Below are 21,911 nucleotides of genomic sequence, written 5' to 3'. Positions count from 1 at the left end.
AGCGTTTGGTCTGGGGCATCAAAGCAATATGACACCATGACTCTCTCATACGATCCTCCTAAAATATCTGTTTCTGGGGTAGGCCGGTTGAGCCTTGAACCGTTCAAATATACTCAGCGAGAGGTTCAATCGATTCGATTGCCTGGCACTGATTGTTTGATCCGATCCCTGGTGCCCCTGGCAACTCTGACATCTTTCCGAGTGGGTGGGCCCGCCGAGTGGTATGTGGCTCCTCGAACTTTGGATGAACTACAAGCCAGCTTTGAATGGGCCCAAACTGAGGGTTTGCCGGTGACCATGCTAGGGGCGGGTTCTAACCTGCTGATTAGCGATCGCGGCTTACCCGGTCTGGTCATTGGTACCCGTCGCCTGCGTCAATCCCACTTCGACCCAGAAACTGGGCAGGTAACGGTTGGTGCGGGCGAACCCCTGCCTCGCCTGGCATGGCAAGCGGCTGAGCGTGGCTGGCAGGGGCTGGAATGGTCAGTGGGCATTCCGGGGACTGTTGGTGGGGCCGTTGTGATGAATGCCGGTGCTCACGGAGGCTGCATGGCTGAATATTTAGTGAGTGCCCAGGTCCTTTTACCCGATGGCACCATCAAAAACCTCACTCCCCAGGAGTTGCAGTACCGTTACCGCACATCTATCCTGCAGGGAAAAACTTGGCTTGTGACCCAGGCCACTTTTCAACTCCAACCCGGTGCTGATCCTGCTGTTGTTACCGCAGAAACCACCAACCATCTCAATCACCGTCGGGCAACCCAACCCTACCATCTTCCCAGTTGTGGCAGCGTCTTCCGCAACCCAAATGAATATAAAGCGGGCTGGTTGATTGAGCAAACTGGACTCAAAGGGTATCAAATTGGTGGTGCTCAGGTAGCAGAGCGCCATGCTAATTTCATCCTCAACTGTGGTGGTGCCACGGCCAGTGATATTTTTCAACTCATCCACTACGTTCAGCGATCAGTAGAGCAGCGATGGTCTCTTCTTTTGGAGCCCGAAGTCAAGATCTTAGGGGACTTTCAGGTCGCATAAAGAACAGAAGTTAAAAGCTCTTCAATTTTGGGAAAAATGACCTTGCTGGAAGCAGCAGTGTCATAATTAACAAAGTTGACTGTTTAAACCAACTCATTCAGTTGACTGCTTAAACCAACTCATCATCCGTATACGCTATGTCACAAGGACAGGGATTTGGCTTCGGTCTGGGCAAAATGAAGGAGCTGACAGAAGCCTTTAAGAAAGCTCAGCAGGTTCAGGAAGGGGCTAAACGGCTTCAGGAAGAATTGGAACAAATGGAAATTGAAGGCGAGTCCGGTGGTGGGCTGGTCAAAGTTGTTCTTAGCGGCAACCAGGAACCCCTACGGGTAACGATCTCGCCAGATGTGCTGGGAGAAGGTGCGGATGTTTTGTCTGACCTGGTTACTGCCGCTATGAAGGACGCTTACAACAAGTCTACTGCTACCATGCGGGAGAAGATGGAAGAACTGACTGGCGGACTGAACCTGCCAGGACTGTAGAGTAGTCATCTCAGCAATGCCTTATAAGCTACTATTTGTCTGCCTTGGTAATATCTGTCGCTCACCCTCCGCAGAAAATATCATGAACTATCTGATTGCGCGGGAAGGTCTAGAGGGGCAGGTTGTTTGCGACTCTGCGGGAACTTCCAGCTATCACATTGGCAGTCCACCCGATCGCCGTATGACAGCGGCAGCCAGGCAACGGGGAATTATTCTGCGGGGGAGTGCTCGTCAATTTACCAGGGCAGACTTTGAGGCATTTGATTTGATTCTGGCGATGGATCGGGATAATTTTGCCGATATTTGCTACCTGGACCCGGAAGGGAAGTACAAAGACAAGATCCGCCTGATGTGCGATTTTTGTACTCATCACAGCCTAAAGGAAGTTCCCGATCCCTACTACGGGGGGCCAGAAGGCTTTAACCAGGTTATTGACTTACTACTCGATGCCTGTGAAGGGCTTCTGAGCTATGTCAAGAAGGAATTATCTGTAGGCACTTAGAAGAAAGAGGAAAGAAGAAAGAGGAAAGAGAGGGGCAGGAGTCGGAAGCCAGAAGGGGAAAGGAATGGGTGAGTGGGAAAGTAGGGGAATGATAGAGTGGAGACTATCCCCCCTCCCTCCTCCCCCTATTGCCTGTTGTCTTCATCCAGGCTCAAAGTTCTTTGATCTCTGCCGGAACTCTGCGGCCTGTTTTGGGTTGGGAATCTGGGTTGCAAGGACTTCGATAAAAGTCTCACGATCAAGTTGGGGATTGTTGGTCAGCACTCTTTTCATCAATAAATTGGCGATTGGTCCAATACAGTGAGTCAGTTCCTGCTGGCAACAATTAATAAATGGGGCATCCAGCGCAAAATGGGACGGGGTGACGACTTCATTAGCAGAGGGTTGATTTCCCGGTTTTAGGGTTTGGTCTCCAGAACCATCACCTTGCGAGTTTGAAATTGAGAGTAACTGGCTGTCTAAAACTAACTCATGGGGAATCTCGATCCGGCGTTTGAAGGCGATCGCCTGCGCTGGGTCAGACAAATGGGAGGTCAGGGTTTCTACAAATCCGGTGGGCGTAATGTAAGGGTACTGAGCCAGGATTTCATCAATCAGAACATTGGCGATAGGGCCAATACAACGAGCTAGTTCCTGGCGGCATTTCTCCACGAATGCTGAAGTGTTTGAGAACTGCCCCGATGGAGAAGAAGGCAATGAAATACCTGCCGCTCCCACTACCTGCTTGGCTGACTGTCCTTCAAACGGCACAATAGCAGGGGTGACTTTGATGGGTAAGAGGGGGGTGGAACCTTTGTTAGAAATGGATAACTTCTGCATGGCGTCCAAAACTTCCCCCGCTGTCTGGTAACGTTCCTTGGGTTGAGGTTTTACCAGGTTGTCAAGCACCTGATCGAGGGGAGTTTTGAGTGTGACAAAAGATGACCACTTCCATTGCAACGATTCGGCATCAATCAGGGAGTTGGGATTTCTGCCCGTCAGCAGCACAATTGCTGTCACACCCAACGCATACAGGTCACTACAGGGGTAGCACCGCCCCATGCGAAGTTGCTCTGGAGGGGAGTAACCAAACTTCCCAACCATTGAAGTTCGCCTGGAAAATTCGGTTGTTTCGGCATCGGGTGACCAGGTGATGCAGTCCTTCACCAGCCCAAAGTCGATTAATACGGGCAACCCGCGATCGCGGGAAAACATCACATTATCTGGGGAAATGTCCCGATGAATCAGGTTAAGGCTGTGCAGATAATCTAAAACTGGCAACAGATTTTGCAGCCATTTAATGACTTCCATCTCCGAAAACAGTTGCCCCCGCTGCTGGCGCTGGCGTAAAAGCTGGGCATAGGTCACGCCATTGATATACTCCTGCACAATGAACAGCCGCTGCGACTGAGTGAAACCCGCTAAAAACTTTGGAATCTGAGGATGCTCAATCTGGTAAAGAGTTTTCGCCTCTTTCTTAAAGAGATCCACAGCCTTCTGAAGAGTGTGCCCAGACTGGTTAGTGGAGACAAATTCCTTGAGTACACACAGTTCATCAAACCGCTGGGTATCCACTGCCAGATAGGACCGCCCAAAGCCCCCTTGCCCCAGCAGCCGTTGCACTCGATAGCGACCACCGACGAGAGTCCCTGCCAGAATTTCTCGCTGACCTGGTTGAGAAGGTGCTGATTGGAGGCGTTCAGATAGTTTAGGCTGCTGTCTCTGCTCCATAAGGGGGCTTCCGGAGGAATAGAAGACACTCCGCGCTGCTCAAAAACTTCATCACCTGGAGACCAAAATCCGGAGAAGAATCATAAACCATCTTCGACACCTCCAATCCTCCAATATTGTTGGCCTAAAGCCAGAGGTGTCGGCAAATCCCTAAGGAATGAGAGTTAAATAACTCCGAAAACCTCACCCCGCCTTTGGCAACCCTCTCCGAGTCGGCGAGGGGAAGGGGGAGAGGTCAGTTCACTCAAAGAATGCGGTGTTATTAAATCCATGATCCTAAGTAAGTAGTTAGTGGACGATGGCATCAGTCCAGCAACTATTGGGTTGGGGAATGGGGAGTAGGAAGGAGCCAGAATGGTATCCCTATTCCCACTGTGCTGTACCGGGCGCAATTAAATTAAGGATAGTTTTTCCTGTTACTCTTCCACTCGGTAACCTAGCTCTGCCAACTGCGTGCGAGACTGCCGCCATTTGGGTTGCACTTTGACAAATAGTTCCAGATATACGTTTCCCATCACCAGCTTTTGAATTTGCTGACGGGCAGCGGTGCCAATTTCCTTCAGCATCGATCCCTTCTTGCCAATCACAATGCCTTTCTGCGAATTTCGCTCCACATAAATTGTGGCCAGAATTCGCGTGATGGTTGGTTCCTCCTCAACCCTGTCAATGGTAACCGCCACGGAGTGGGGCACCTCTTCGCGGGTATGCAACAAAATCTGTTCTCGAATCAGTTCGCCCATAATGAATCGTTCAGGCTGGTCAGTGACCAGATCGGGCGGGTAATAGTAGGGACCGGGTTCCAGATGCTGAATCAGGAGTTGCAGTAGCGATTCCACCCCTTCCCCCGTGAGTGCAGAAAACTTGGTGACAGACCAGTGATGTTCTTCTGCCAGGGTTCGATAGGTTTGGTCAAGTGGATGGGAAGAAATTTTGAGTTCTGATGCAGGTGACAGGCCACAGATGTTTCTCCTGGCTCCTGACTTTTGACCCCTGACTTCTGACTCCTGGCTCCTACCCCCTGCCTCCTGTTGATCCGCCTTATTAATTCCTAGAATCACTGGTACCTCAGCTTCTTTGAGCAAATCGGCAATGTAGCGATCGCCTCCGCCTGCTTCAGTTGAACCATCCACCACAAACAGCAGCACATCTACTGATCGAATGGCGATCTGAGCGTTTTTTACCAGGACTTCACCCAAAGAGTGGTGGGGCTTGTGGATTCCTGGAGTGTCTACAAAAATGATCTGCGCAGTTGGAGTGGTCAAAATCCCCCGCAACCGGTTGCGGGTAGTTTGGGCAACAGGGGAAGTGATAGCAATTTTCTGCCCAACCAATTGGTTCATCAGGGTTGACTTGCCAACATTGGGACGCCCGACAATACCGACAAAGCCAGAACGAAACCCTTCTGGAGCAGGAGGAATGATCCCAAAGTCAATTGGCAAGTCAATTGGCGGTAAGAGATGATCTTCAACGTCGCTCATGTAAATCTACATCGATATCCTTCAACCCTGCTTAAGCTGTTCTGGTTACCAGAGCAGATAAAGTCAAAACAGCTATCCAATCACTCTAGCTTACAGAGGAACGGGCAGCGGCGAGGGTAGTTGATATAGCTGTCGCCGGGTTGCTTAGGACATTGGTTTTAAGGGGGGGCGCAGCCCCCAGCTAGGGGTGGAACCCCTGCACCCCATTCTAAGTCTGGTGGCGATCGCTATAGTTTCAGATCTGTGGATAGAGCTCGACAGAGATGTTCCATGAAATGTCTCTCAAACGAAAACTACAGATGGGAAATACGAGCGTCAAGGGTGACGGAACACTAATCATTGGGCAGGCAAGGCTATGGACGAAATTAAGCGAATTGGTATTCTAACTAGCGGTGGGGATTGTGCTGGTTTGAACGCGGCTATTCGGGCAGTGGTTCACCGGGCTGTGAATACCTATGATTGGGAGGTTTTGGGTATTTGTCAGGCTACGCATGGGTTGATGATGCGCCCTCCTCAAGCCATCAACCTGACGCCTGATAAGGTGAACACCTATCTGACAGCAGGGGGCACATTTTTAGGAACGACAAATAAGGGGGATCCGTTTGCGTTTCCCATGCCCGATGGCAGCTTGCGCGATCGCTCTCAGGAAATCATCGAAGGCTACCACTCGCTTGGACTGGATGCCCTGATTGGGATTGGAGGAGATGGTAGTTTGGCCATTCTCCAGCGTTTGGCAGGTCAAGGTGGTTTGAAACTGGTTGGCATTCCCAAAACGATTGATAACGATGTGGGCGTAACCGAAATGTCAATTGGTTTTGATACTGCGGTGGGAATTGCAACAGAAGCCCTGGACCGTTTGCATTTTACGGCTGCCAGCCATAGCCGGGTGATGATTCTGGAAGTGATGGGGCGGGATGCCGGGCATATCGCTATTACGGCTGGAATTGCTGGGGGTGCAGATGTCATCCTGATTCCAGAAATTCCCTACTCCATTGAAGGAATCTGCCGCACGATTAAGCAACACCAGGAGCAGGGCAAAAATTATTGTCTGGTTGTCGTAGCAGAAGCTGTGCGGACTGAGGCTGGCGCAACCGTTTCCAGCTCTAAGGGGTTGGAACAGTGCCGCCTGGGAGGCATTGGTCAGTACCTTGCCGAACAAATTTGTGGACGGATTGGGGCAGAAACCCGGGTGACGGTTTTAGGGCATACCCAGCGGGGCGGCACACCATCCTACCTCGATCGCCTGCTTGGTTCTACCTTTGGCGTTGCCGCCGTTGACTTGATCGCAGAAGGCAAGTTTGACCATGTGGTTACCTGGCAAAATCGTCGGGTGGTTAGTGTTCCCATCAGCGAGGCGATCGCCGGGTATGCTGCCGTCAACCCCAACGGTGTCTTAGTCAAAACTGCCCGCGGCCTGGGAATTTATTTGGGAGACTGAAGGAGTAAGCTATCTTATGACTTTACTCCTTACCAATGACGATGGCATTGAAGCTCCGGGCATTCGAGCGTTATTGGAAGCGGTCAGGCAATTTGATGCCAAACCATTGATTGCGGCTCCTTTGGAGCACCAGTCGGGCTGTGGACATCAGGTAACAACGACTGTCCCAATCTACGTGCAGAAACGCTCTGAGGTGGAATATGCCATTGCCGGTACCCCCGTGGATTGTGTGCGAATTGCCCTCAGTCATCTTTGCCCGGAAGTAAACTGGGTGCTTTCTGGTATTAATGCGGGGGGAAATTTGGGGTCAGATGTCTACATTTCCGGGACGGTAGCTGCCGTCAGGGAGGCAGCTTTGCATCGGATTCCAGCGATCGCTATCTCCCATTACAAGCGCAGGGGACAGGAAATTGACTGGAACTTGGCGGCTTACCTGACGATGAACGTTTTGGAGAAGCTAGTATCTCGCCCGCTTGAGCCAGGAACCTTCTGGAACGTTAACCTGCCCCACCTGGAACCTGACTCACCCCTGCCCGAAATTGTTTTCTGCAAACCCTGCACCCAACCCCTACCCGCCGATTATCGAGTTGAAGGGGACTACTTTCACTACGCTGGCGAATATCAGAAACGCCGCCGCGATCCGGGTGGAGATGTGGAAGTCTGCTTTTCTGGTCGAATTGCCGTAACCCAGATTTGTATTTGAACAGAAGGTTTAAGAAGGGGTTCTGTAATCTCCCTATTTCCGCTAAGTTCCTGAATCACAGCTGAAAGATACCTTAAATTCTATAGAAACCGGGTTTCCCAGCACGGACTGAGTCAATCCCTGATATTTCAGATATTTCAGCAAAAGAAACCCGATTTCTTGATGGGGTTTAGGAGGCGATCGCCTCTACCCGGCGTCCCCGGCTAGAAGCTTTAACCAATGGCTCTTCCGACATTTGCATCAAGAACACCAGTAACGAATTGCTTTGCAGTTCGCGCCGTAGCATTCTGACTAACTCCCGCTCAATTTGAGCTTGAAGTCCAACGCGATCAATTTCAATCTTGCCGCCCTCACACAGCGGACGGGCAAATTCGGCCCAGCGATCGCGAACGACAAACTCAATCATGTCCTGCACACGGGTCTTCAGTTCGGTGCAGGAAATGGAGGTCACAACTCCGCGCAAATGGACTTCAGGTGGTGCAATCAACTGACCTTCCCAATCGAGCGTAGCGGCCACAGTAACGATGCCATCTTCTGCCAGTCTCTGCCGTTCTTTCAGTACGTTGTCGTTGACTACACCAGAGCGAGAAGCATCCACTAATTCCAGCCCCGCTGGCACTTTACCTGCGATTCGGATAGAATTTTCGCTTAGCTCCACAACGTCACCATTGTCAATAATTACCATATTTTCTGCTGGAATACCCATACTTTGGGCTGTTTGGGCGTGCCTTACCAGCATCCGGTGTTCCCCATGAACCGGCAAGAAAAATTTGGGACGGGTGAGCCCGATCATCAGTTTCTGATCCTCCTGGCAACCGTGGCCAGAGACGTGGATACCCTGCTCCCGGCCATAGATGACCTTTGCGCCCTTCATCATTAGTTTGTCAATCATGTTGACGACGGCGATCGTGTTTCCAGGAATGGGGTTCGCCGACAGAACAACAGTATCACCCGGCTGAATCTTAATTTTAGGATGGGAACCATTGGCAATTCGGGTCATCGCCGACATTGGTTCGCCCTGGGAGCCAGTTGTCAAAATTAACACATTCTCATCAGGAACTTTCTGAACCACGTGCAACGGTTGGAGCAGATCATCTTCACACTTGATGTAGCCCAGATTGCGGGCGTGGGCAATCACGTTCAGCATGGAACGCCCGACAACTGTAACCACTCGCCCATGCTTCTTCGCCAGGTCTAGAATCATGTTGATTCGGTGTACCGAAGAGGCAAAGGTGGTTACCAGAAGCCGACCCTGTGCCTGACCAAAGACCCGGTCAAGGTTGGGATACACCGATCGCTCCGAGGGTGTAAATCCAGGCACTTCTGAGTTAGTGGAGTCGCTAATCAGGCAGTGAACTCCTTTCTCGCCGTACTCCGCCAGTCTTTGAAAGTCAAAAAACTCCCCATCCACAGGCGTATGATCAATCTTGAAGTCCCCCGTATGAACTACTACTCCAACTGGAGTGCGAATAGCAACTGTAAAACTATCGGCGATCGAGTGAGTATTGCGAATGAACTCGACAAAAAAGGAGTTACCAATCCGTACAATTTCACGGGGGCCAACAGTTCGCAGTTCTGTCCGCTTTGAGACACCCGCTTCTTCCAACTTGTCCGACAGCAGTGCTATCGCCAGGCGCGGACCGTAGATCACCGGAATTTCAAACTGTTTCAGGTGAAAAGGAATGCCACCAATATGGTCTTCGTGACCGTGGGTTACAATCATGCCTTTGATTTTGTGGCGATTCTCCCGCAGATAGGTCGTGTCAGGCAAGACGATATTCACCCCGTGCATCCCATCGGTGGGAAACGCCAAGCCTGCATCCAGCAGCACAATTTCGTCATTAATCTCAAAAACGCAGGTATTTTTACCAATTTCGTGGAGTCCCCACAGGGGAATGATTTTGAGCACAGAAGAGGAATTGGTTTGGGTCATTGGTATCCTTAATCGAACGAACAGAAGAGTGAATGCACTTAGAAACCTTCAATCCCAATGATTGGGATGGGCGTTGGTAAAACTTAGAAACTTATTCAGTTGTCAGAAAGCTTGAAAATAGGTGGCTTTAAAGCAGTGACAGATCCACCATGACAGACTTTAACTTTGTGCCCAAATCAGTGGGAATGTCAACCAGGGGAAGACGGGGATTGCCAACTTGCCAACCTTGAAGTTTTAGTGCCGACTTCACTGGGATTGGATTCGTCGTCAAAAACAATGCCTTGAATAAGGGGAACAGTTGGAGATGCATTTGAATCGCGGTTTGAACCTGCCCTGCTGCAAAAGCCTGAATCATTTGCTGGAGCTGGGGCCCAACCAGGTGGCTAGCAACACTTACAACTCCCGTTGCACCTACTGCCAGTAAGGGCATAGTCAGAGAGTCATCCCCAGAGTAAATAGAAAACTCGGTAGGAGTTACACGGCGGATCTCGCTAGCGTGGTCAAGGTCGCCACTTGCTTCCTTGATAGATACAATATTCGAAATTTCAGCGAGACGACTAATGGTTTCAACTTGCAGGTTTTGTCCAGTACGCCCTGGTATGTTATACAGCATAATCGGCAGGTCGGGAGCAGACTCGGCAATCGCCTTAAAGTGTTGGTAAAGCCCTTCCTGCGGCGGCTTATTGTAGTACGGAACGACCTGTAGAGAGCCATCTAATCCTAGTTTAGCGGCTTTTTGGGTTGCTGCGATCGCCTCTCGCGTTGAGTTAGAACCTGTTCCGGCAATAACCTTAGCTTTCCCCGCCACAGCCCCCTGCACAACACGGAATAGCTCGTATTCTTCATCCCAGGTTAGAGCTGGTGATTCACCAGTTGTGCCACAAACAACCAGCCCATCGGAGCCGTTATCAGCTAGGTGAGCTGCCAACTTTTCTGCCGTGTCATAATTCACACTGCCATCCGAATCGAATGGCGTGATCATAGCAGTTATAACTCTTCCGAAATCTACCACACGTCTATCGCTGATGGATTGCTAGCAGTTCGTGATTTTCTGGTTATGGTCATGGAGTCCATTATGGGTCACTAGTCATTTGTCATTTGTTCTTCGCTGTTTGTCAATAGCCTTTGACCGTTGACTTCGCAATAATGATTCAGTTCGCCATTGCCACAGCGGGTTTTACCCAATTCTTTTCTATCAATAGTTCGGCAATCTGCACCGCATTTAAGGCCGCACCCTTGCGAATCTGATCACCGGACAGCCACAGCTCAAGCCCGCATGGGTGAGAAATGTCCTGCCGGATGCGCCCCACCAGTACATCATCCTGGCCGCTAGCATCAATGGGCATGGGGAAGTAATTAGCCTGCCAGTCTTCGACAACCTTAACCCCTGGGGCTTGTCTCAAAATTTCCCTGGCTTTAACAGGGCTAAACGGTTGGTCAAACTCCAGATTAATCGCTTCTGAGTGTGCCCGTAGTACGGGAACCCGTACACAGGTTGCAGTGACCCGCAAATCTGGTGAACCAAGAATTTTACGGCTTTCATTCACCATTTTCATTTCTTCTTCACAGTACCCCTGCTCGTTCAACTTCGAGTTATGAGGAAATAGGTTGAACGCCAATGGATAGGGGAAGATGTTCGTTATTGGTTCCTGACCATTTAAGATGGCTTGCGCCTGAACTTTAACCTCTTCCATTGCCTTTGCCCCGGCCCCACTGGCAGACTGGTAGGTTGCTGCCACAATTCGTCGGATGGGCTGCACCTGATGCAACGGGTAGATGGCAACTGCCATCAAGATCGTAGTGCAGTTAGGGTTAGCGATGATGCCTCGATGGGAAGCTGCCGCATGAGGATTTACTTCCGGCACTACCAGAGGGACAGTGGGATCCATGCGGAAGGCGCTGGAATTATCAATCACAACTGCCCCAGCCGCGACGGCTTGGGGTACCCATTCTTTTGAAGTATAGCCACCCGCAGAGGCCAGCACAATATCCACTTCGTCAAAAGTTTTTTTATCCACTGCTTCCACAGGCAGTGCCTCTCCCTTAAACGGGAGGGTGTGTCCTACTGATCGCGCCGACGCCAGTAGTTTCAAGCTAGCCAGAGGAAAGCTTCTTTCCTCTAGCAAGGTCAACAATTCCGTACCAACTGCACCTGTCGCCCCTAAAATGGCGACTCGATAGGACTCAGCCAAATCGATTAATCCTTAACAATTAAAGTGAGTCTCCCAATTTTAGCGGATTTTTGGAGTGGGAAATGGATGGATGGGTGATGGTGGGGTGAAGGTCAGTTGGTAGTTGCTGGTTGTTCGTTGTTAGTTCTTAGAGAGGGGTGAGGAGTTTTGAGGTCCGAGTTATCTCAATACCTGTTCCCTAGCTCCCAGCCCCTGACTACTGGATTCTTTGCTCTTTCATCTTTGTCTCTTCCCGTTCAAATCTTTAAGATTCCCCTCCTCTACTCAGTTACCCCTCATCAGAATCAGTTACCATAACTTATTGCGGTTTGCGGTGGCGCGATCCAAAGGCGATCGCATTGTGTTACATGACTAATAGAGTGGCCCAATTAGCGGGAATTTTGAACTCCAGATGCTCCGACCTCAAACCAATCCGACCTCAAACCAATCCGACCTCAAACCAATCCAACCTCACACAAGAAATTGTCTGAACAGTAACTACACGATGAAAGTAACCCAGGAAAAACTTCCCGCCAGCCAGATTGGCTTAGAAATAGAGATCACGCCCGAAATGACCAAGCAGGCGTATGAGCAGGTGATCCAGAAATTTACTCGCTCGGCAAATATTCCTGGGTTCCGGAAGGGTAAAGTGCCCCGGCAGGTGCTGGTACAGCGGCTCGGCTCTCTACAGTTAAAAGCGGCTGCGCTGGAAGAATTGATTGACGATAGTTTTAAGCAAGCTCTTGAGCAGGAAAAGATTGACGCCCTGGGAAATTTTCAACTGCGCTCCTCCTTTGAAGAGTTAGTGACCCAGTACGAGCCGGGATCTCCCCTTACCTTTTCGGCATCGGTGGATGTACAGCCAGAAGTGAAGCTCAACCAGTATCGAGATCTTACAGTTCAGGCAGAGGAAATCAAACCCGATCCCGAACGGGTGGATCGAGTTCTACAACAGTATCGGGAACAAACAGCCACCCTCGTTCCGGTTGAAGGTCGCCCGGCCCAATTGAAAGATGTGACTGTCGTGGATTTCAAGGGGGTTCTGGTCAGTGACGAGCCGGATGCCGAACCAGAGGAATTTCCAGGCGGTCAGGCAGACGACTTTCAGGTAGAGCTGGATGAGGAGAAATTTATTCCCGGTTTTGTCAATGGCATTGTGGGCATGTCAGTTGGCGAAACGAAGGAAGTTCCAGTTGAATTTCCGGAGGACTATGCCCAGCCCAATCTGACAGGACGGAGGGCAGTTTTCACTATTACCCTGAAGGAACTTAAAGAGAAGGAATTGCCTGACCTGGATGATGACTTCGCTCAAGAAGTGAGCGAGTACGAAACCCTGGCAGAATTGCGGGAATCGCTAGAGAAGCGCTATCAGGAAGAAGCTGACAACAAGACAGCTGCTAACAAAGAGCAGGCAATTTTGAACGAACTGATCAAGCACCTTGAGGTTGACCTTCCGGAGACGCTGGTTGACCGGGAACTAAATTTCATGATTAATCAGACAGCCGTTCAACTCCAGAAACAGGGGCTAGACATCCGCCAGTTCTTTAATCAAGATACGATTCCGATGCTAAAGGAGCGATCGCGCCCCGAAGCGATTAACCGCATCAAACGCACGCTGGCTTTAGGTGAGGTTGCCAAACGGGAAGCGATTGAGGTTGAGCCCGAAGCAGTGACTCGCAGGGTTGAGGAAATTCTGGAGGAGTTGGGTGAGGAAAGTCTAGACATTGATCGCGATCGCTTGCAAGAAGTCGTTTCCGAAGATTTGTTGCGTGAAAAAATTGTTAACTGGCTGATCGAACACTCCACTATTGAACTGGTCCCTGAAGGCACCCTGGCCAAAGCCGAGGAAACTGAATCCGAAGCCACAGACCTGGAAGTTACAGCACCCCCAGAAGAGGCAGTAGACGTTTCTGCCGAAACGTTAGAGTCAGCGAAACTTGAGGAGCCCACCGCAGCTCCAGTTGATGCAGTTCCAGTCGATGCAGCTCCAGCCAAACCCAAAAAGACTTCTAAGAAAACCAGTAAGACAGCCGAAGATGTTTCTGCGTCAGAAGAAGAGTCAACTCTCAAAAAGGAACCCGATTCCAAAGAGGAAGCACCCGCCAAGCGTAAATCTTCCAAAGCAAAATCAAAAACATCTGATGGTGAATAAATTCTGAGATCTTTTACGAGAAAGTATTGCACCTTGAAATACCCAAGCTAAAATAGCCAGAGCATTTAACCGTAGGGTTTCCCAAGTCTTAGGATAATTGAGGCATAATCTTGGATAGACACCTATACGTCTGTCGGTAAAAACGGTAAAAAGTCGCTGTTAACGGTTGCTCTTTTTGTCAGTGATTCCTAAAATTTAACGGATTCGACTATGGTTATATCTCGCTCAAACCACTATTCCATTAACAGCCTCAACTCCCTGGACATTTATTCCCTGGGTTCTACTAGTATCGTCCCTATGGTGGTTGAGCAGTCCGGCCGGGGCGAACGTGCTTTCGATATTTATTCTCGCCTGCTGCGGGAACGCATTGTTTTCCTCGGCACACCTATTGACGACAATGTTGCCGATTCTGTCGTTGCCCAACTGCTTTTCCTGGATGCCGAAGATCCGGAGAAAGATATTCAGCTTTACATAAACTCCCCCGGTGGTTCTGTCACCGCTGGTATGGCGATTTATGACACCATGCAGCAGGTTCGCCCTGATGTGGTAACGATTTGTTATGGGTTGGCAGCCAGCATGGGGGCGTTTTTGCTGGCTGCTGGTGCGCCTGGAAAGCGTATGTCTCTGCCCAATTCTCGCATTATGATTCATCAACCCTTAGGGGGAGCCCAGGGTCAGGCAGTTGATATTGAGATTCAGGCCAGGGAAATCTTATACCATAAGCGTAAGCTCAATGAGCTACTCTCTTTCCATACCGGGCAACCTCTGGAGAAAATAGAGATTGATACTGATCGCGACTTTTTCATGTCCGCCACCGATGCTAAGGAATATGGTCTGATTGATCAGGTGATTTCCAGGCAAAATCTCCCGAAAGCGGGAGAGACTATCGCTGCAGTTAAATAAGAGGCAGATATGTCCAAGTATGACTCCCATCTCAAATGTTCTTTCTGTGGCAAGTCTCAGGAGCAGGTTCGAAAATTAATTGCCGGACCGGGAGTCTACATTTGCGACGAGTGTGTGGATTTATGTAACGAGATTTTGGATGAGGAGCTGTTTGACTCTAGTGCAGCAGCTCCTCAACCTGCTCCCCGGCGTGAACAATCTCCCGAAAAGCGCAAAACACGGGCTGCTAACCTTTCCCTTAACCAGATTCCTAAGCCCAGAGAAATTAAGAAATATTTAGATGAACATGTCATTGGGCAGGATGAAGCAAAAAAAATCCTTTCGGTAGCAGTTTATAACCACTACAAACGCCTCAGTTTCGTCCAGGCTAAGGGAAATGGCAAGGTTACTCCGGATGATTCCGTCGAACTACAAAAGTCGAATATTCTTTTGATTGGCCCTACGGGGTGTGGCAAAACACTCCTTGCTCAGACTCTGGCAGAGATTCTGGATGTCCCGTTTGCGGTTGCAGATGCCACTACGTTGACTGAAGCGGGGTATGTGGGTGAAGATGTGGAAAACATTCTACTGCGCCTCCTGCAAGTGGCCGATCTGGATGTGGAGGAAGCTCAACGAGGCATTATCTATATCGATGAAATTGATAAGATTGCCCGTAAGAGTGAAAATCCTTCAATTACGCGAGATGTGTCTGGGGAAGGGGTGCAGCAGGCTCTGCTGAAGATGCTGGAAGGAACGATCGCCAATGTTCCTCCTCAGGGCGGACGGAAACATCCTTACCAGGATTGTATCCAGATTGACACCAGCAATATTTTGTTTATCTGCGGGGGCGCATTCGTTGGTCTCGACAAGGCGATCGAACAGCGGATTGGTAAGAAATCAATTGGTTTTATTCAACCGGGAGAAAATCAACCGAAGGAGAAGCGAGCCGCGGATATTTTGAAGTATCTGGAACCTGATGATCTGGTGAAATTTGGCATGATTCCAGAGTTCATTGGGCGGGTGCCGGTGATGGCGGTTGTGGATCCACTGGATGAAGACGCACTCACTGAGATTTTGACCGAACCCAAGAATGCGCTGGTGAAGCAGTACCAGAAACTGCTGAAGATGGACAATGTGATTCTGGAGTTCAAGCAAGATGCGGTGCGGGCGATCGCCCAGGAAGCCTACCGCCGCAAGACTGGAGCCCGCGCCCTCCGCAGCATTGTGGAAGAGCTGATGCTGGACGTAATGTACGAGTTACCCTCCCGGAAAGATGTCACCCGTTGTGTCATTACCCGCGAAATGGTTGAAAAGCGCTCAACCGCTGAATTGTTACTTCACCCTTCTTCCATTCCCAAGCCTGAATCGGCTTAATTGGGAGCGATGGATTGTGAGTTTTGAGTTTTGAATTCGGATGTTCACTCAAAATTTGAGGCTTTCAGCTCAAACCGTTTTTCGAAATGCCATACCTTCAGATTCGCGGTTACACCCATTACTACGAATGGATTACCGAGTCAGGAAGTCCAGAGCCCTCGGGTAAACCGGTTATGGTGTTTGTGCATGGATGGGGTGGCTCTGCCCGTTACTGGGAAAGCACTGCCCGTGCGATTTCAGATGTATTTGACTGTTTGCTCTATGACATGCGTGGATTTGGGCGATCCAGCACAGCTCCAGTGGAGAGATTTGACTGCCCCGGCTATGAATTGGACACGTATGCTGAAGATCTGGCTATCCTGCTGGATGCGCTAGAAATTAAACAGATTTATCTGAATGCTCATTCCGCTGGAGCGTCGATCGCAGTCTATTTCTTAAACCTCTATCCGGAGCGAGTGCAGCGGGCAATCCTGACCTGCAATGGCATTTTTGAATACGATGAAAAAGCCTTTAACGCCTTCCACAAATTTGGCAGCTATGTTGTGAAATTTCGCCCACGCTGGCTTTATGGTTTGCCTCTGATGGATCGGCTATTCATGAAGCGGTTTCTTTATCGATCGCTACCTGGCACCATCAGTCGTGCCTTTTTAGATGACTTTTTGATGGCAAACTACGAGGCTGCCCTGGGAACGATCTTTACCTGTGTCAGCAAAAAGGCTGCGGAAGCCATGCCCCAGGAGTTTGCCCGGTTGCAGGTGCCAACACTGATGGTTTCAGGTGAACGGGACATCATTATTCCCGCTCAGATGGGACGGCAGGCCGCGGCACTTAGTGATCAGATTGAATTTGTAGAAATTCCCGATACCGCTCACTTCCCCATGCTGGAAGACCCCGAAACCTATCTCCAAATCATCCGAGATTTTTTAGGAATTGAGCAGAAGCAGCGATCGCCCGCCAGCAGTTACAGTCGTTAAGCAAATCAGAATTCCCGAACCGAAGCCATTTGGTTGCTCCCCCTCTCATTCCTTCCTTCTGATACCTAATATAGTTCTGCATATAGTTCTGCGCAGGTGCGTTAGAACATTGGAATTAGAAAGGGAGTGGGGGCTTCGCCTCCAGCCAGGGGTTCCACCCTGCACCCCGTCCTAACCATAATGACTACCGCTATACCTGACACTAGCGATACCTCTTTCCTCACCCAAAAAAGGCTGGGATGGTAAAACTCCGTAGCTACCGAAAATTTTCAACGTCTCTGTATTGCGAGCCAGCTCCTCTAAAGCAGCCTGAACCGCTGGGTTCCGTGCATCGGCTTCTAGATCAACGAAAAACAGATAGTCTCCCAGCGATCGCTTGGTTGGGCGAGACTCGATCTTACTCAGATTAATGCCCCGATTGGCAAAGACCTGGAGGGGCTTTACCAATGCTCCTGGGGTATCGTGAACAGTAAATGCCAGGGAAGTACAGTGTCCCCCCGGTGAGGGTTGCAAGCTCAGTATCCAGAAGCGGGTGCAGTTGTCCGGGTAGTCATTGATGGGGCTGGCGAGAATTGGGATGTTATAAATTTGGGCAGCCCGGTGGGAGGAGATCGCACCAACCGTGGGATTATCTTCCAGATGTTGCAGTGCGTCAGTAGTTGAGGGGGTTGGAATCAATTGAGCCGTTGGCAAAAATGTCTCTAGCCAACCCTGACACTGGGCCAGGGCTTGAGGATGGGAATAAACCATGCGGATGGTTTCCGTAGTCTTTGCCTCAGAAAGCAGAGCATGGACAATTGGCAACACCAGTGCCCACTGAATTTGTAGGGTACCCAATTGCCACAATGTATCTAAAGTAATGGTGACACTGCCTTCAACAGAATTCTCAACAGGAACTACTGCCTGATTGACCTGCCCCTGGCCAACCGCCTTCAATGTTTGAGCAATGCTGGGATAGGGACACAATACTGGTTCCTGTCCAGTTTTTTGCGCCAGCCAGTTGGCGTAAAGGATTGCAGCCACTTCCGCATTGGTCCCCGAAGGTCCCAGATGGGCAATTGATAGAGCCATAACGTTACTTCACGACTTTTCGGTGAGATGGAAAAACCTCTTGCACTACTCTTTCATTGCCTGGGTGGGAGGTCAAATGTAAAGGTTCTATGAACCTCAATGCTTAATTTCTCGTAACACATGAGTTAAGGTACCTGAACTCTGTAAGAATGGACTGTCATGGCATCTCGGTATTTATACTGCCAAAGATGCTGATCCATTTCTTTATATTTGTTTAGAATTGTTTACAGCAGGTTCAATCTAACCCGTTGGTTCTTCCCAAATGGATACTCGCTTTATAGCTTCCCAAACGGTTGAGATGGTGGTTTCTGAACAACCCATCCCGATTCAGCATTATCTGCGTCAGCCTCAACGGCTTGTGAACGCTTTAGCGGCTTCCAGCCAAATTGAGCAACTAGGTGACGAATTATTTCGGCTCAAAATGCGTCCGTTAAGTTTTATGATGCTGAGTCTTCAGCCAACTGTGGATATGCGGGTCTGGACAGAACCTGATGGAACCGTTCATCTTCATTCGGTTGCCTGCGAAATTCGCGGGGTCGAGTATATCAATCAGCGGTTTTCCCTGAATTTAGTGGGTAAGTTGCAGCCCCAGCAGGTTAATGGGACTACTCTCCTGTGGGGAAAGGCCGATCTGGAAGTGCGGGTGGAAATGCCTCCACCCCTGATGTTCACTCCCAGAGCTTTGCTGGAAACCACTGGAAACGGGTTGCTGAAGAGTGTGCTACTGACTGTTAAGCAACGCCTGATGCATCACCTCCTGGCAGATTATTACAAATGGGCTGCGTCGGAAAGTGAAATTGAAACGCCAATTCAATCGCCACTGTTGTCACCGAATACTCCGATCGCTTGATTGGGTCTTTCCTCTTTGACCCGACAGGGATTGAAGGACATTCGATGCAGGCGGGAAGCTCCAAACTCCTGGATGGCACGGCGATGGGAAGGAGTGCCGTAGCCTTTATTAGTAGCCAGATTGTACTGGGGGTATTTAGGGGCAAGGCGGGTGATCAGCTCATCTCGCCAGACTTTGGCAATGATGCTTGCGGCGGCAATGGGAAGCGATCGCTGGTCCCCTTTGATAATGGTTTGTTGGGGAAAAAACAGTCCCGGAACTTTCTGATTTCCGTCGATTAAACACAGGTCTGGTGGTAATTTCAGTTTCATCACCGCTCGCTTCATGGCCAGCAGTGACGCCTGCAAGATATTGAGTCGGTCAATTTCATAAACGGAGGCATAGCCAACCTGGCAGTCGAGGGCAGTCGCGCGAATGTGAATAGCGAGCCTCTGTCGCTGTTCTGCTGTTAACAGTTTGCTATCGGTCACTCCTGCCGCAGAAAGCTCTGCCAGGGCAACATCGGGCAAAATTACAGCCGCGGCAACGACCGGACCAAATAGAGCTCCTCGACCAACTTCATCGACCCCCGCGATCGCGCCCTGCGGCACCTGGGGTAAACCCACATGGCCTAAGCCAGGAAGTGTTAGCTGATCAACTGAAACGCTTTGCTTTCTTGCCATACATTCTGGCTACTCCGCAGCGGCGGCTGACGACCGGCGACGGCGACGGCGAACGACTGCGCCTGCTTCTGACCCCGCAGGTTCAGATTCGCCGGTTGATTCCTGAGCAGGGCTTTCTTCCTCTTCAGTGAGCAGTTCTGTAGAAGGGGCTGCAGTCGCCCTCTCTTCTGTCGGTTCAGTTCGGGTTGAAGCCAAAATAGGTTTTGCTGGGGCGCTACTTCGAGAAGACACAGCAACGGACTCTGGCTCAACCGGAGGGGGTTCTTGTCCGGGTAGTACGACTGAGATGATGGCTGATTTGGGGTTCTTCACCTCCTGGTTGGCCAGTGCCAGGGGAGAAATTCCCATCCAGGCATATACGTCTTGCTCTTCAGGCGTCATTTCAACCGCGATAATTTCCGGTGGTTCAGTGGATTTATTGGGTTCCCGTCGGCGACCGCGTCGTTCTTCCCCGTACCCTGTTTCGGGGGGTTCCTGCCCCGCTGCTACCTCTGGGGCAAGCGATGGCAGTTCGTGGCCACTATCTCTCCCTCGTCCACGCCCTCCCCGCCGACCGCGATCGCTTTTCCCGGGAAAGGAAGGTTCCTCTAGCGGAGCATAGGGGTCGGTATCCGTTCCTGGTTCAACTCTGGCAATAGATCCAGCATAGCCCGGACGGGGTGGACGGTCATCATCCCGACGGCGGCGACGGCGGCGATTATTTCCGCCCACTTCCTGGTAATTGGGATGGGTCAGCCCCAGTTCCTGTAAGTCATTGCCCTCTTCCAGATCATCGCTGCGGTCTTCCCAGAACAGATCAGGTACACCCGGAATATCGGGTAAGCCATTGTCTCGTCCGCGCCCGCGCCCGCGCACATCGGCCGTGCGAGCTTCTCTTAAAGCCGTAGCAACCGGACGCTCTACTGGTTCGCCTTCTTCTGACTCTGATTCGCCAGGGAGGTGCACCAGATGTCCCAATCCACCACAGGCTGGGCAGGGACGACCAAAGATTTCGTAAATATTCTTGCCCTGGCGTTTCCGGGTGAGTTCTACCAGACCCAGTTCAGAAAGTTGGGCAATTTGGGGACGGGCTTTATCTGCTCGCAGGGCTTTGTTGAAGTGTTCTAACACCTGTAACTGGTCACGGCGAGAGTCCATGTCAATGAAGTCTACGACGATCACCCCGGCAATGTTGCGTAAACGTAGCTGACGGGCAATTTCAGTAGCAGCTTCGCAGTTTGTCCACAGTACGGTTTCGCGGGCTGTGGCAGAGCGGGTAAAGGAGCCAGAGTTCACGTCGATAACTGTCAGGGCTTCTGTTCGCTCAATCACAATGTAACCACCGGAGGGCAGGTCAACCCTGGGTTTGAGGGCTTCCCGAATCGCTGCGTTGACGCGGAAGTATTCTAGAACAGGGATGCGATCGCGGTGGTGGTCAATCAGCAAACCTGGTGGCATTTTGCCTCCCGCCCAGTTCATCAGATGTTGCTTGACGCGCTTCAACCCCGTGTGGGAATCCACAACAATCCGGTTAACATCTGCGCTATAAACATCCCGCAACACCTTCTGGATAAAATCATCATCGCGGTTTAAGAGGGCTGGAGCACGGGTCGTCATTGCTTCCTGCAAGATGTTCTCCCATTGCCGTTGAAGTGTTTCCAGATCTTCTATAATCGCTTCCTCTGGCATTCCTTCCGCTTCAGTGCGGACAACAATTCCCATGCCCGCTGGTTTGATTAAAATGGCCAGTGCCCGCAGGCGGTTGCGCTCGTTCTCGTTCCGAATTCGGCGGGAAAGGTTAACGCCCTTACCATAGGGCATCAGGACCAGATAGCGACCAGGTAATGAAATATTGCCCGTCAACCGGGGACCTTTGTTCCCGGTTGGCTCTTTCATGATTTGAACCAGTACCTTCTGTTGAGGTTCCAATAGTTCGGTAATGGATCCAGCGGTGCGGCGTTTGCGCAGAGGACCTAAATCAGTGACGTGGATAAAGCCGTTTCGTTCACTATCTCCAATGTTGACAAAAGCGGCATCGATTCCGGGCAGGACGTTTTCAACAATTCCAAGATAAATATCGCTGACTTGATGGCTACCGGTGGCAACAATGAGTTCTTGAATCTGATCTTCTGAAAAGACAGCAGCAATTCGGTGCTGCTCGGCGATAATAATTTGCTTCGGCATTCAGTTAATTTTCCTCAAAATTTCTGGTTCGGTGAGGATAGCGCAAGCTTGTATCCACTCACCTTGTTTCGGCTAAAGAACCCAAGCGCAGTATAAGAATTCCAGACTACGCAAAGGCAATGATCGAAGCTGTTATACTCTGAGATGAAGCATCTATTCACCTCAGAGCCCTTGGATATGGCGACTGACCACTGAATCAAATCAACCCTACCAGCGAGATGCCCATCCCTTGAGGGGGACACCAGATTTTGTAATGAATGTACGAAAGCTCTGGTGAAATAAGCTGTACTCAAGCACGAACACAGGCTTGCTAGCAGCGGAACCCCTAAGA

General features: G+C 50.5%; 18 protein-coding genes. 10 read left to right on the top strand and 8 right to left on the bottom strand.

The window, feature by feature from the left end; genetic code table 11:
• Nucleotides 1–36: 36 nt before the first annotated feature.
• From murB to P4D80_RS10710, 3 genes are all read left to right on the top strand, one after another.
• On the top strand, nucleotides 37–1,035 hold the full coding sequence (gene murB, locus P4D80_RS10720; RefSeq protein ID WP_421659133.1) for a UDP-N-acetylmuramate dehydrogenase: 999 nt from the start codon (nucleotides 37–39) through the stop codon (nucleotides 1,033–1,035).
• A gap of 137 nt (nucleotides 1,036–1,172) precedes the next feature.
• Nucleotides 1,173–1,517, top strand: a complete 345-nt coding sequence (locus tag P4D80_RS10715; protein ID WP_421659132.1) for a YbaB/EbfC family nucleoid-associated protein — start codon at nucleotides 1,173–1,175, stop codon at nucleotides 1,515–1,517.
• Between the two features lie 16 nt (nucleotides 1,518–1,533).
• Complete coding sequence (locus P4D80_RS10710; RefSeq protein WP_421659131.1) at nucleotides 1,534–2,019, top strand: low molecular weight protein-tyrosine-phosphatase; 486 nt, start codon at nucleotides 1,534–1,536, stop codon at nucleotides 2,017–2,019.
• Nucleotides 2,020–2,160: 141 nt separating this feature from the next.
• Here the strand turns inward: P4D80_RS10710 and P4D80_RS10705 are convergent, their stop codons facing one another.
• Both P4D80_RS10705 and era read right to left on the bottom strand, forming a co-directional pair.
• Nucleotides 2,161–3,729, bottom strand: coding sequence for a protein kinase domain-containing protein (locus tag P4D80_RS10705; RefSeq protein WP_421659130.1), 1,569 nt, complete (start codon nucleotides 3,727–3,729; stop codon nucleotides 2,161–2,163).
• A gap of 416 nt (nucleotides 3,730–4,145) precedes the next feature.
• On the bottom strand, nucleotides 4,146–5,207 hold the full coding sequence (era, locus tag P4D80_RS10700) for a GTPase Era (protein WP_421659129.1): 1,062 nt from the start codon (nucleotides 5,205–5,207) through the stop codon (nucleotides 4,146–4,148).
• Nucleotides 5,208–5,562: 355 nt separating this feature from the next.
• Here era and P4D80_RS10695 point away from each other — a divergent pair, with 355 nt between their 5' ends.
• Nucleotides 5,563–6,645 (top strand): ATP-dependent 6-phosphofructokinase, encoded by a 1,083-nt coding sequence (locus tag P4D80_RS10695; protein ID WP_421659128.1) that lies wholly within the window; start codon nucleotides 5,563–5,565, stop codon nucleotides 6,643–6,645.
• 16 nt (nucleotides 6,646–6,661) lie between these two features.
• Nucleotides 6,662–7,348, top strand: coding sequence for a 5'/3'-nucleotidase SurE (gene surE, locus P4D80_RS10690; RefSeq protein WP_421659127.1), 687 nt, complete (start codon nucleotides 6,662–6,664; stop codon nucleotides 7,346–7,348).
• 169 nt (nucleotides 7,349–7,517) lie between these two features.
• Here the strand turns inward: surE and P4D80_RS10685 are convergent, their stop codons facing one another.
• The 3 genes from P4D80_RS10685 to P4D80_RS10675 form a co-directional block, all read right to left on the bottom strand.
• The gene (locus P4D80_RS10685) at nucleotides 7,518–9,281 is read right to left on the bottom strand and encodes a ribonuclease J (RefSeq protein WP_421659126.1); all 1,764 of its coding nucleotides are present in this window, start codon (nucleotides 9,279–9,281) and stop codon (nucleotides 7,518–7,520) included.
• A 127-nt stretch (nucleotides 9,282–9,408) separates the two neighbouring features.
• Nucleotides 9,409–10,293, bottom strand: a complete 885-nt coding sequence (gene dapA / locus P4D80_RS10680) for a 4-hydroxy-tetrahydrodipicolinate synthase (protein ID WP_421659125.1) — start codon at nucleotides 10,291–10,293, stop codon at nucleotides 9,409–9,411.
• 139 nt (nucleotides 10,294–10,432) lie between these two features.
• Nucleotides 10,433–11,473, bottom strand: coding sequence for an aspartate-semialdehyde dehydrogenase (locus P4D80_RS10675; RefSeq protein WP_421659124.1), 1,041 nt, complete (start codon nucleotides 11,471–11,473; stop codon nucleotides 10,433–10,435).
• A gap of 484 nt (nucleotides 11,474–11,957) precedes the next feature.
• Here P4D80_RS10675 and tig point away from each other — a divergent pair, with 484 nt between their 5' ends.
• The 4 genes from tig (at nucleotide 11,958) to P4D80_RS10655 (ending at nucleotide 16,834) form a co-directional block, all read left to right on the top strand.
• Nucleotides 11,958–13,604 carry a trigger factor gene (gene tig / locus P4D80_RS10670; RefSeq protein ID WP_421659123.1) on the top strand — a complete coding sequence of 549 codons (1,647 nt, stop codon included), beginning with the start codon at nucleotides 11,958–11,960 and terminating at the stop codon, nucleotides 13,602–13,604.
• A 288-nt stretch (nucleotides 13,605–13,892) separates the two neighbouring features.
• Nucleotides 13,893–14,507, top strand: a complete 615-nt coding sequence (gene clpP / locus P4D80_RS10665) for an ATP-dependent Clp endopeptidase proteolytic subunit ClpP (protein WP_421659518.1) — start codon at nucleotides 13,893–13,895, stop codon at nucleotides 14,505–14,507.
• Nucleotides 14,508–14,516: 9 nt separating this feature from the next.
• The gene (gene clpX, locus P4D80_RS10660) at nucleotides 14,517–15,860 is read left to right on the top strand and encodes an ATP-dependent protease ATP-binding subunit ClpX (RefSeq protein ID WP_421659122.1); all 1,344 of its coding nucleotides are present in this window, start codon (nucleotides 14,517–14,519) and stop codon (nucleotides 15,858–15,860) included.
• Nucleotides 15,861–15,946: 86 nt separating this feature from the next.
• The gene (locus tag P4D80_RS10655; RefSeq protein ID WP_421659121.1) at nucleotides 15,947–16,834 is read left to right on the top strand and encodes an alpha/beta fold hydrolase; all 888 of its coding nucleotides are present in this window, start codon (nucleotides 15,947–15,949) and stop codon (nucleotides 16,832–16,834) included.
• 171 nt (nucleotides 16,835–17,005) lie between these two features.
• On the opposite strand, the gene pheA is transcribed toward P4D80_RS10655, so the two are convergent.
• Nucleotides 17,006–17,905, bottom strand: coding sequence for a prephenate dehydratase (gene pheA, locus P4D80_RS10650; protein WP_421659120.1), 900 nt, complete (start codon nucleotides 17,903–17,905; stop codon nucleotides 17,006–17,008).
• Nucleotides 17,906–18,167: 262 nt separating this feature from the next.
• Between pheA and P4D80_RS10645 the strand changes: the two genes are divergently transcribed.
• Nucleotides 18,168–18,755: a DUF1997 domain-containing protein gene (locus P4D80_RS10645; RefSeq protein ID WP_421659119.1), complete on the top strand. Its 588-nt coding sequence runs from the start codon at nucleotides 18,168–18,170 to the stop codon at nucleotides 18,753–18,755.
• Here P4D80_RS10645 and P4D80_RS10640 read toward each other — a convergent pair.
• Together P4D80_RS10640 and P4D80_RS10635 are read right to left on the bottom strand one after the other, a co-directional pair.
• Nucleotides 18,716–19,417 (bottom strand): ribonuclease HII, encoded by a 702-nt coding sequence (locus P4D80_RS10640; RefSeq protein WP_421659118.1) that lies wholly within the window; start codon nucleotides 19,415–19,417, stop codon nucleotides 18,716–18,718. The genes P4D80_RS10645 and P4D80_RS10640 overlap by 40 nt on opposite strands.
• 9 nt (nucleotides 19,418–19,426) lie before the next feature.
• The gene (locus P4D80_RS10635; protein ID WP_421659117.1) at nucleotides 19,427–21,580 is read right to left on the bottom strand and encodes an Rne/Rng family ribonuclease; all 2,154 of its coding nucleotides are present in this window, start codon (nucleotides 21,578–21,580) and stop codon (nucleotides 19,427–19,429) included.
• Nucleotides 21,581–21,911 lie beyond the last annotated feature (331 nt).

This window comes from Leptothermofonsia sp. ETS-13 (assembly GCF_049200465.1).
Classification (GTDB): domain Bacteria; phylum Cyanobacteriota; class Cyanobacteriia; order Leptolyngbyales; family Leptolyngbyaceae; genus Leptothermofonsia.
This window is presented reverse-complemented; position numbering and strand designations above follow the sequence as displayed.

What these genes read in the sequence shown, in the direction of transcription:
- surE (WP_421659127.1), top strand. Translation starts at nt 6,662, where the DNA reads ATGACTTTACTCCTTACCAATGACGATGGCATTGAAGCTCCGGGCATT.
- clpX (WP_421659122.1), top strand. Translation starts at nt 14,517, where the DNA reads ATGTCCAAGTATGACTCCCATCTCAAATGTTCTTTCTGTGGCAAGTCT.
- murB (WP_421659133.1), top strand. Translation starts at nt 37, where the DNA reads ATGACTCTCTCATACGATCCTCCTAAAATATCTGTTTCTGGGGTAGGC.
- era (WP_421659129.1), bottom strand. Translation starts at nt 5,207, where the DNA reads ATGAGCGACGTTGAAGATCATCTCTTACCGCCAATTGACTTGCCAATT.
- pheA (WP_421659120.1), bottom strand. Translation starts at nt 17,905, where the DNA reads ATGGCTCTATCAATTGCCCATCTGGGACCTTCGGGGACCAATGCGGAA.
- P4D80_RS10715 (WP_421659132.1), top strand. Translation starts at nt 1,173, where the DNA reads ATGTCACAAGGACAGGGATTTGGCTTCGGTCTGGGCAAAATGAAGGAG.
- P4D80_RS10645 (WP_421659119.1), top strand. Translation starts at nt 18,168, where the DNA reads ATGGATACTCGCTTTATAGCTTCCCAAACGGTTGAGATGGTGGTTTCT.
- P4D80_RS10640 (WP_421659118.1), bottom strand. Translation starts at nt 19,417, where the DNA reads ATGGCAAGAAAGCAAAGCGTTTCAGTTGATCAGCTAACACTTCCTGGC.
- P4D80_RS10705 (WP_421659130.1), bottom strand. Translation starts at nt 3,729, where the DNA reads ATGGAGCAGAGACAGCAGCCTAAACTATCTGAACGCCTCCAATCAGCA.
- P4D80_RS10710 (WP_421659131.1), top strand. Translation starts at nt 1,534, where the DNA reads ATGCCTTATAAGCTACTATTTGTCTGCCTTGGTAATATCTGTCGCTCA.
- P4D80_RS10685 (WP_421659126.1), bottom strand. Translation starts at nt 9,281, where the DNA reads ATGACCCAAACCAATTCCTCTTCTGTGCTCAAAATCATTCCCCTGTGG.
- P4D80_RS10655 (WP_421659121.1), top strand. Translation starts at nt 15,947, where the DNA reads ATGCCATACCTTCAGATTCGCGGTTACACCCATTACTACGAATGGATT.
- tig (WP_421659123.1), top strand. Translation starts at nt 11,958, where the DNA reads ATGAAAGTAACCCAGGAAAAACTTCCCGCCAGCCAGATTGGCTTAGAA.
- P4D80_RS10695 (WP_421659128.1), top strand. Translation starts at nt 5,563, where the DNA reads ATGGACGAAATTAAGCGAATTGGTATTCTAACTAGCGGTGGGGATTGT.
- P4D80_RS10635 (WP_421659117.1), bottom strand. Translation starts at nt 21,580, where the DNA reads ATGCCGAAGCAAATTATTATCGCCGAGCAGCACCGAATTGCTGCTGTC.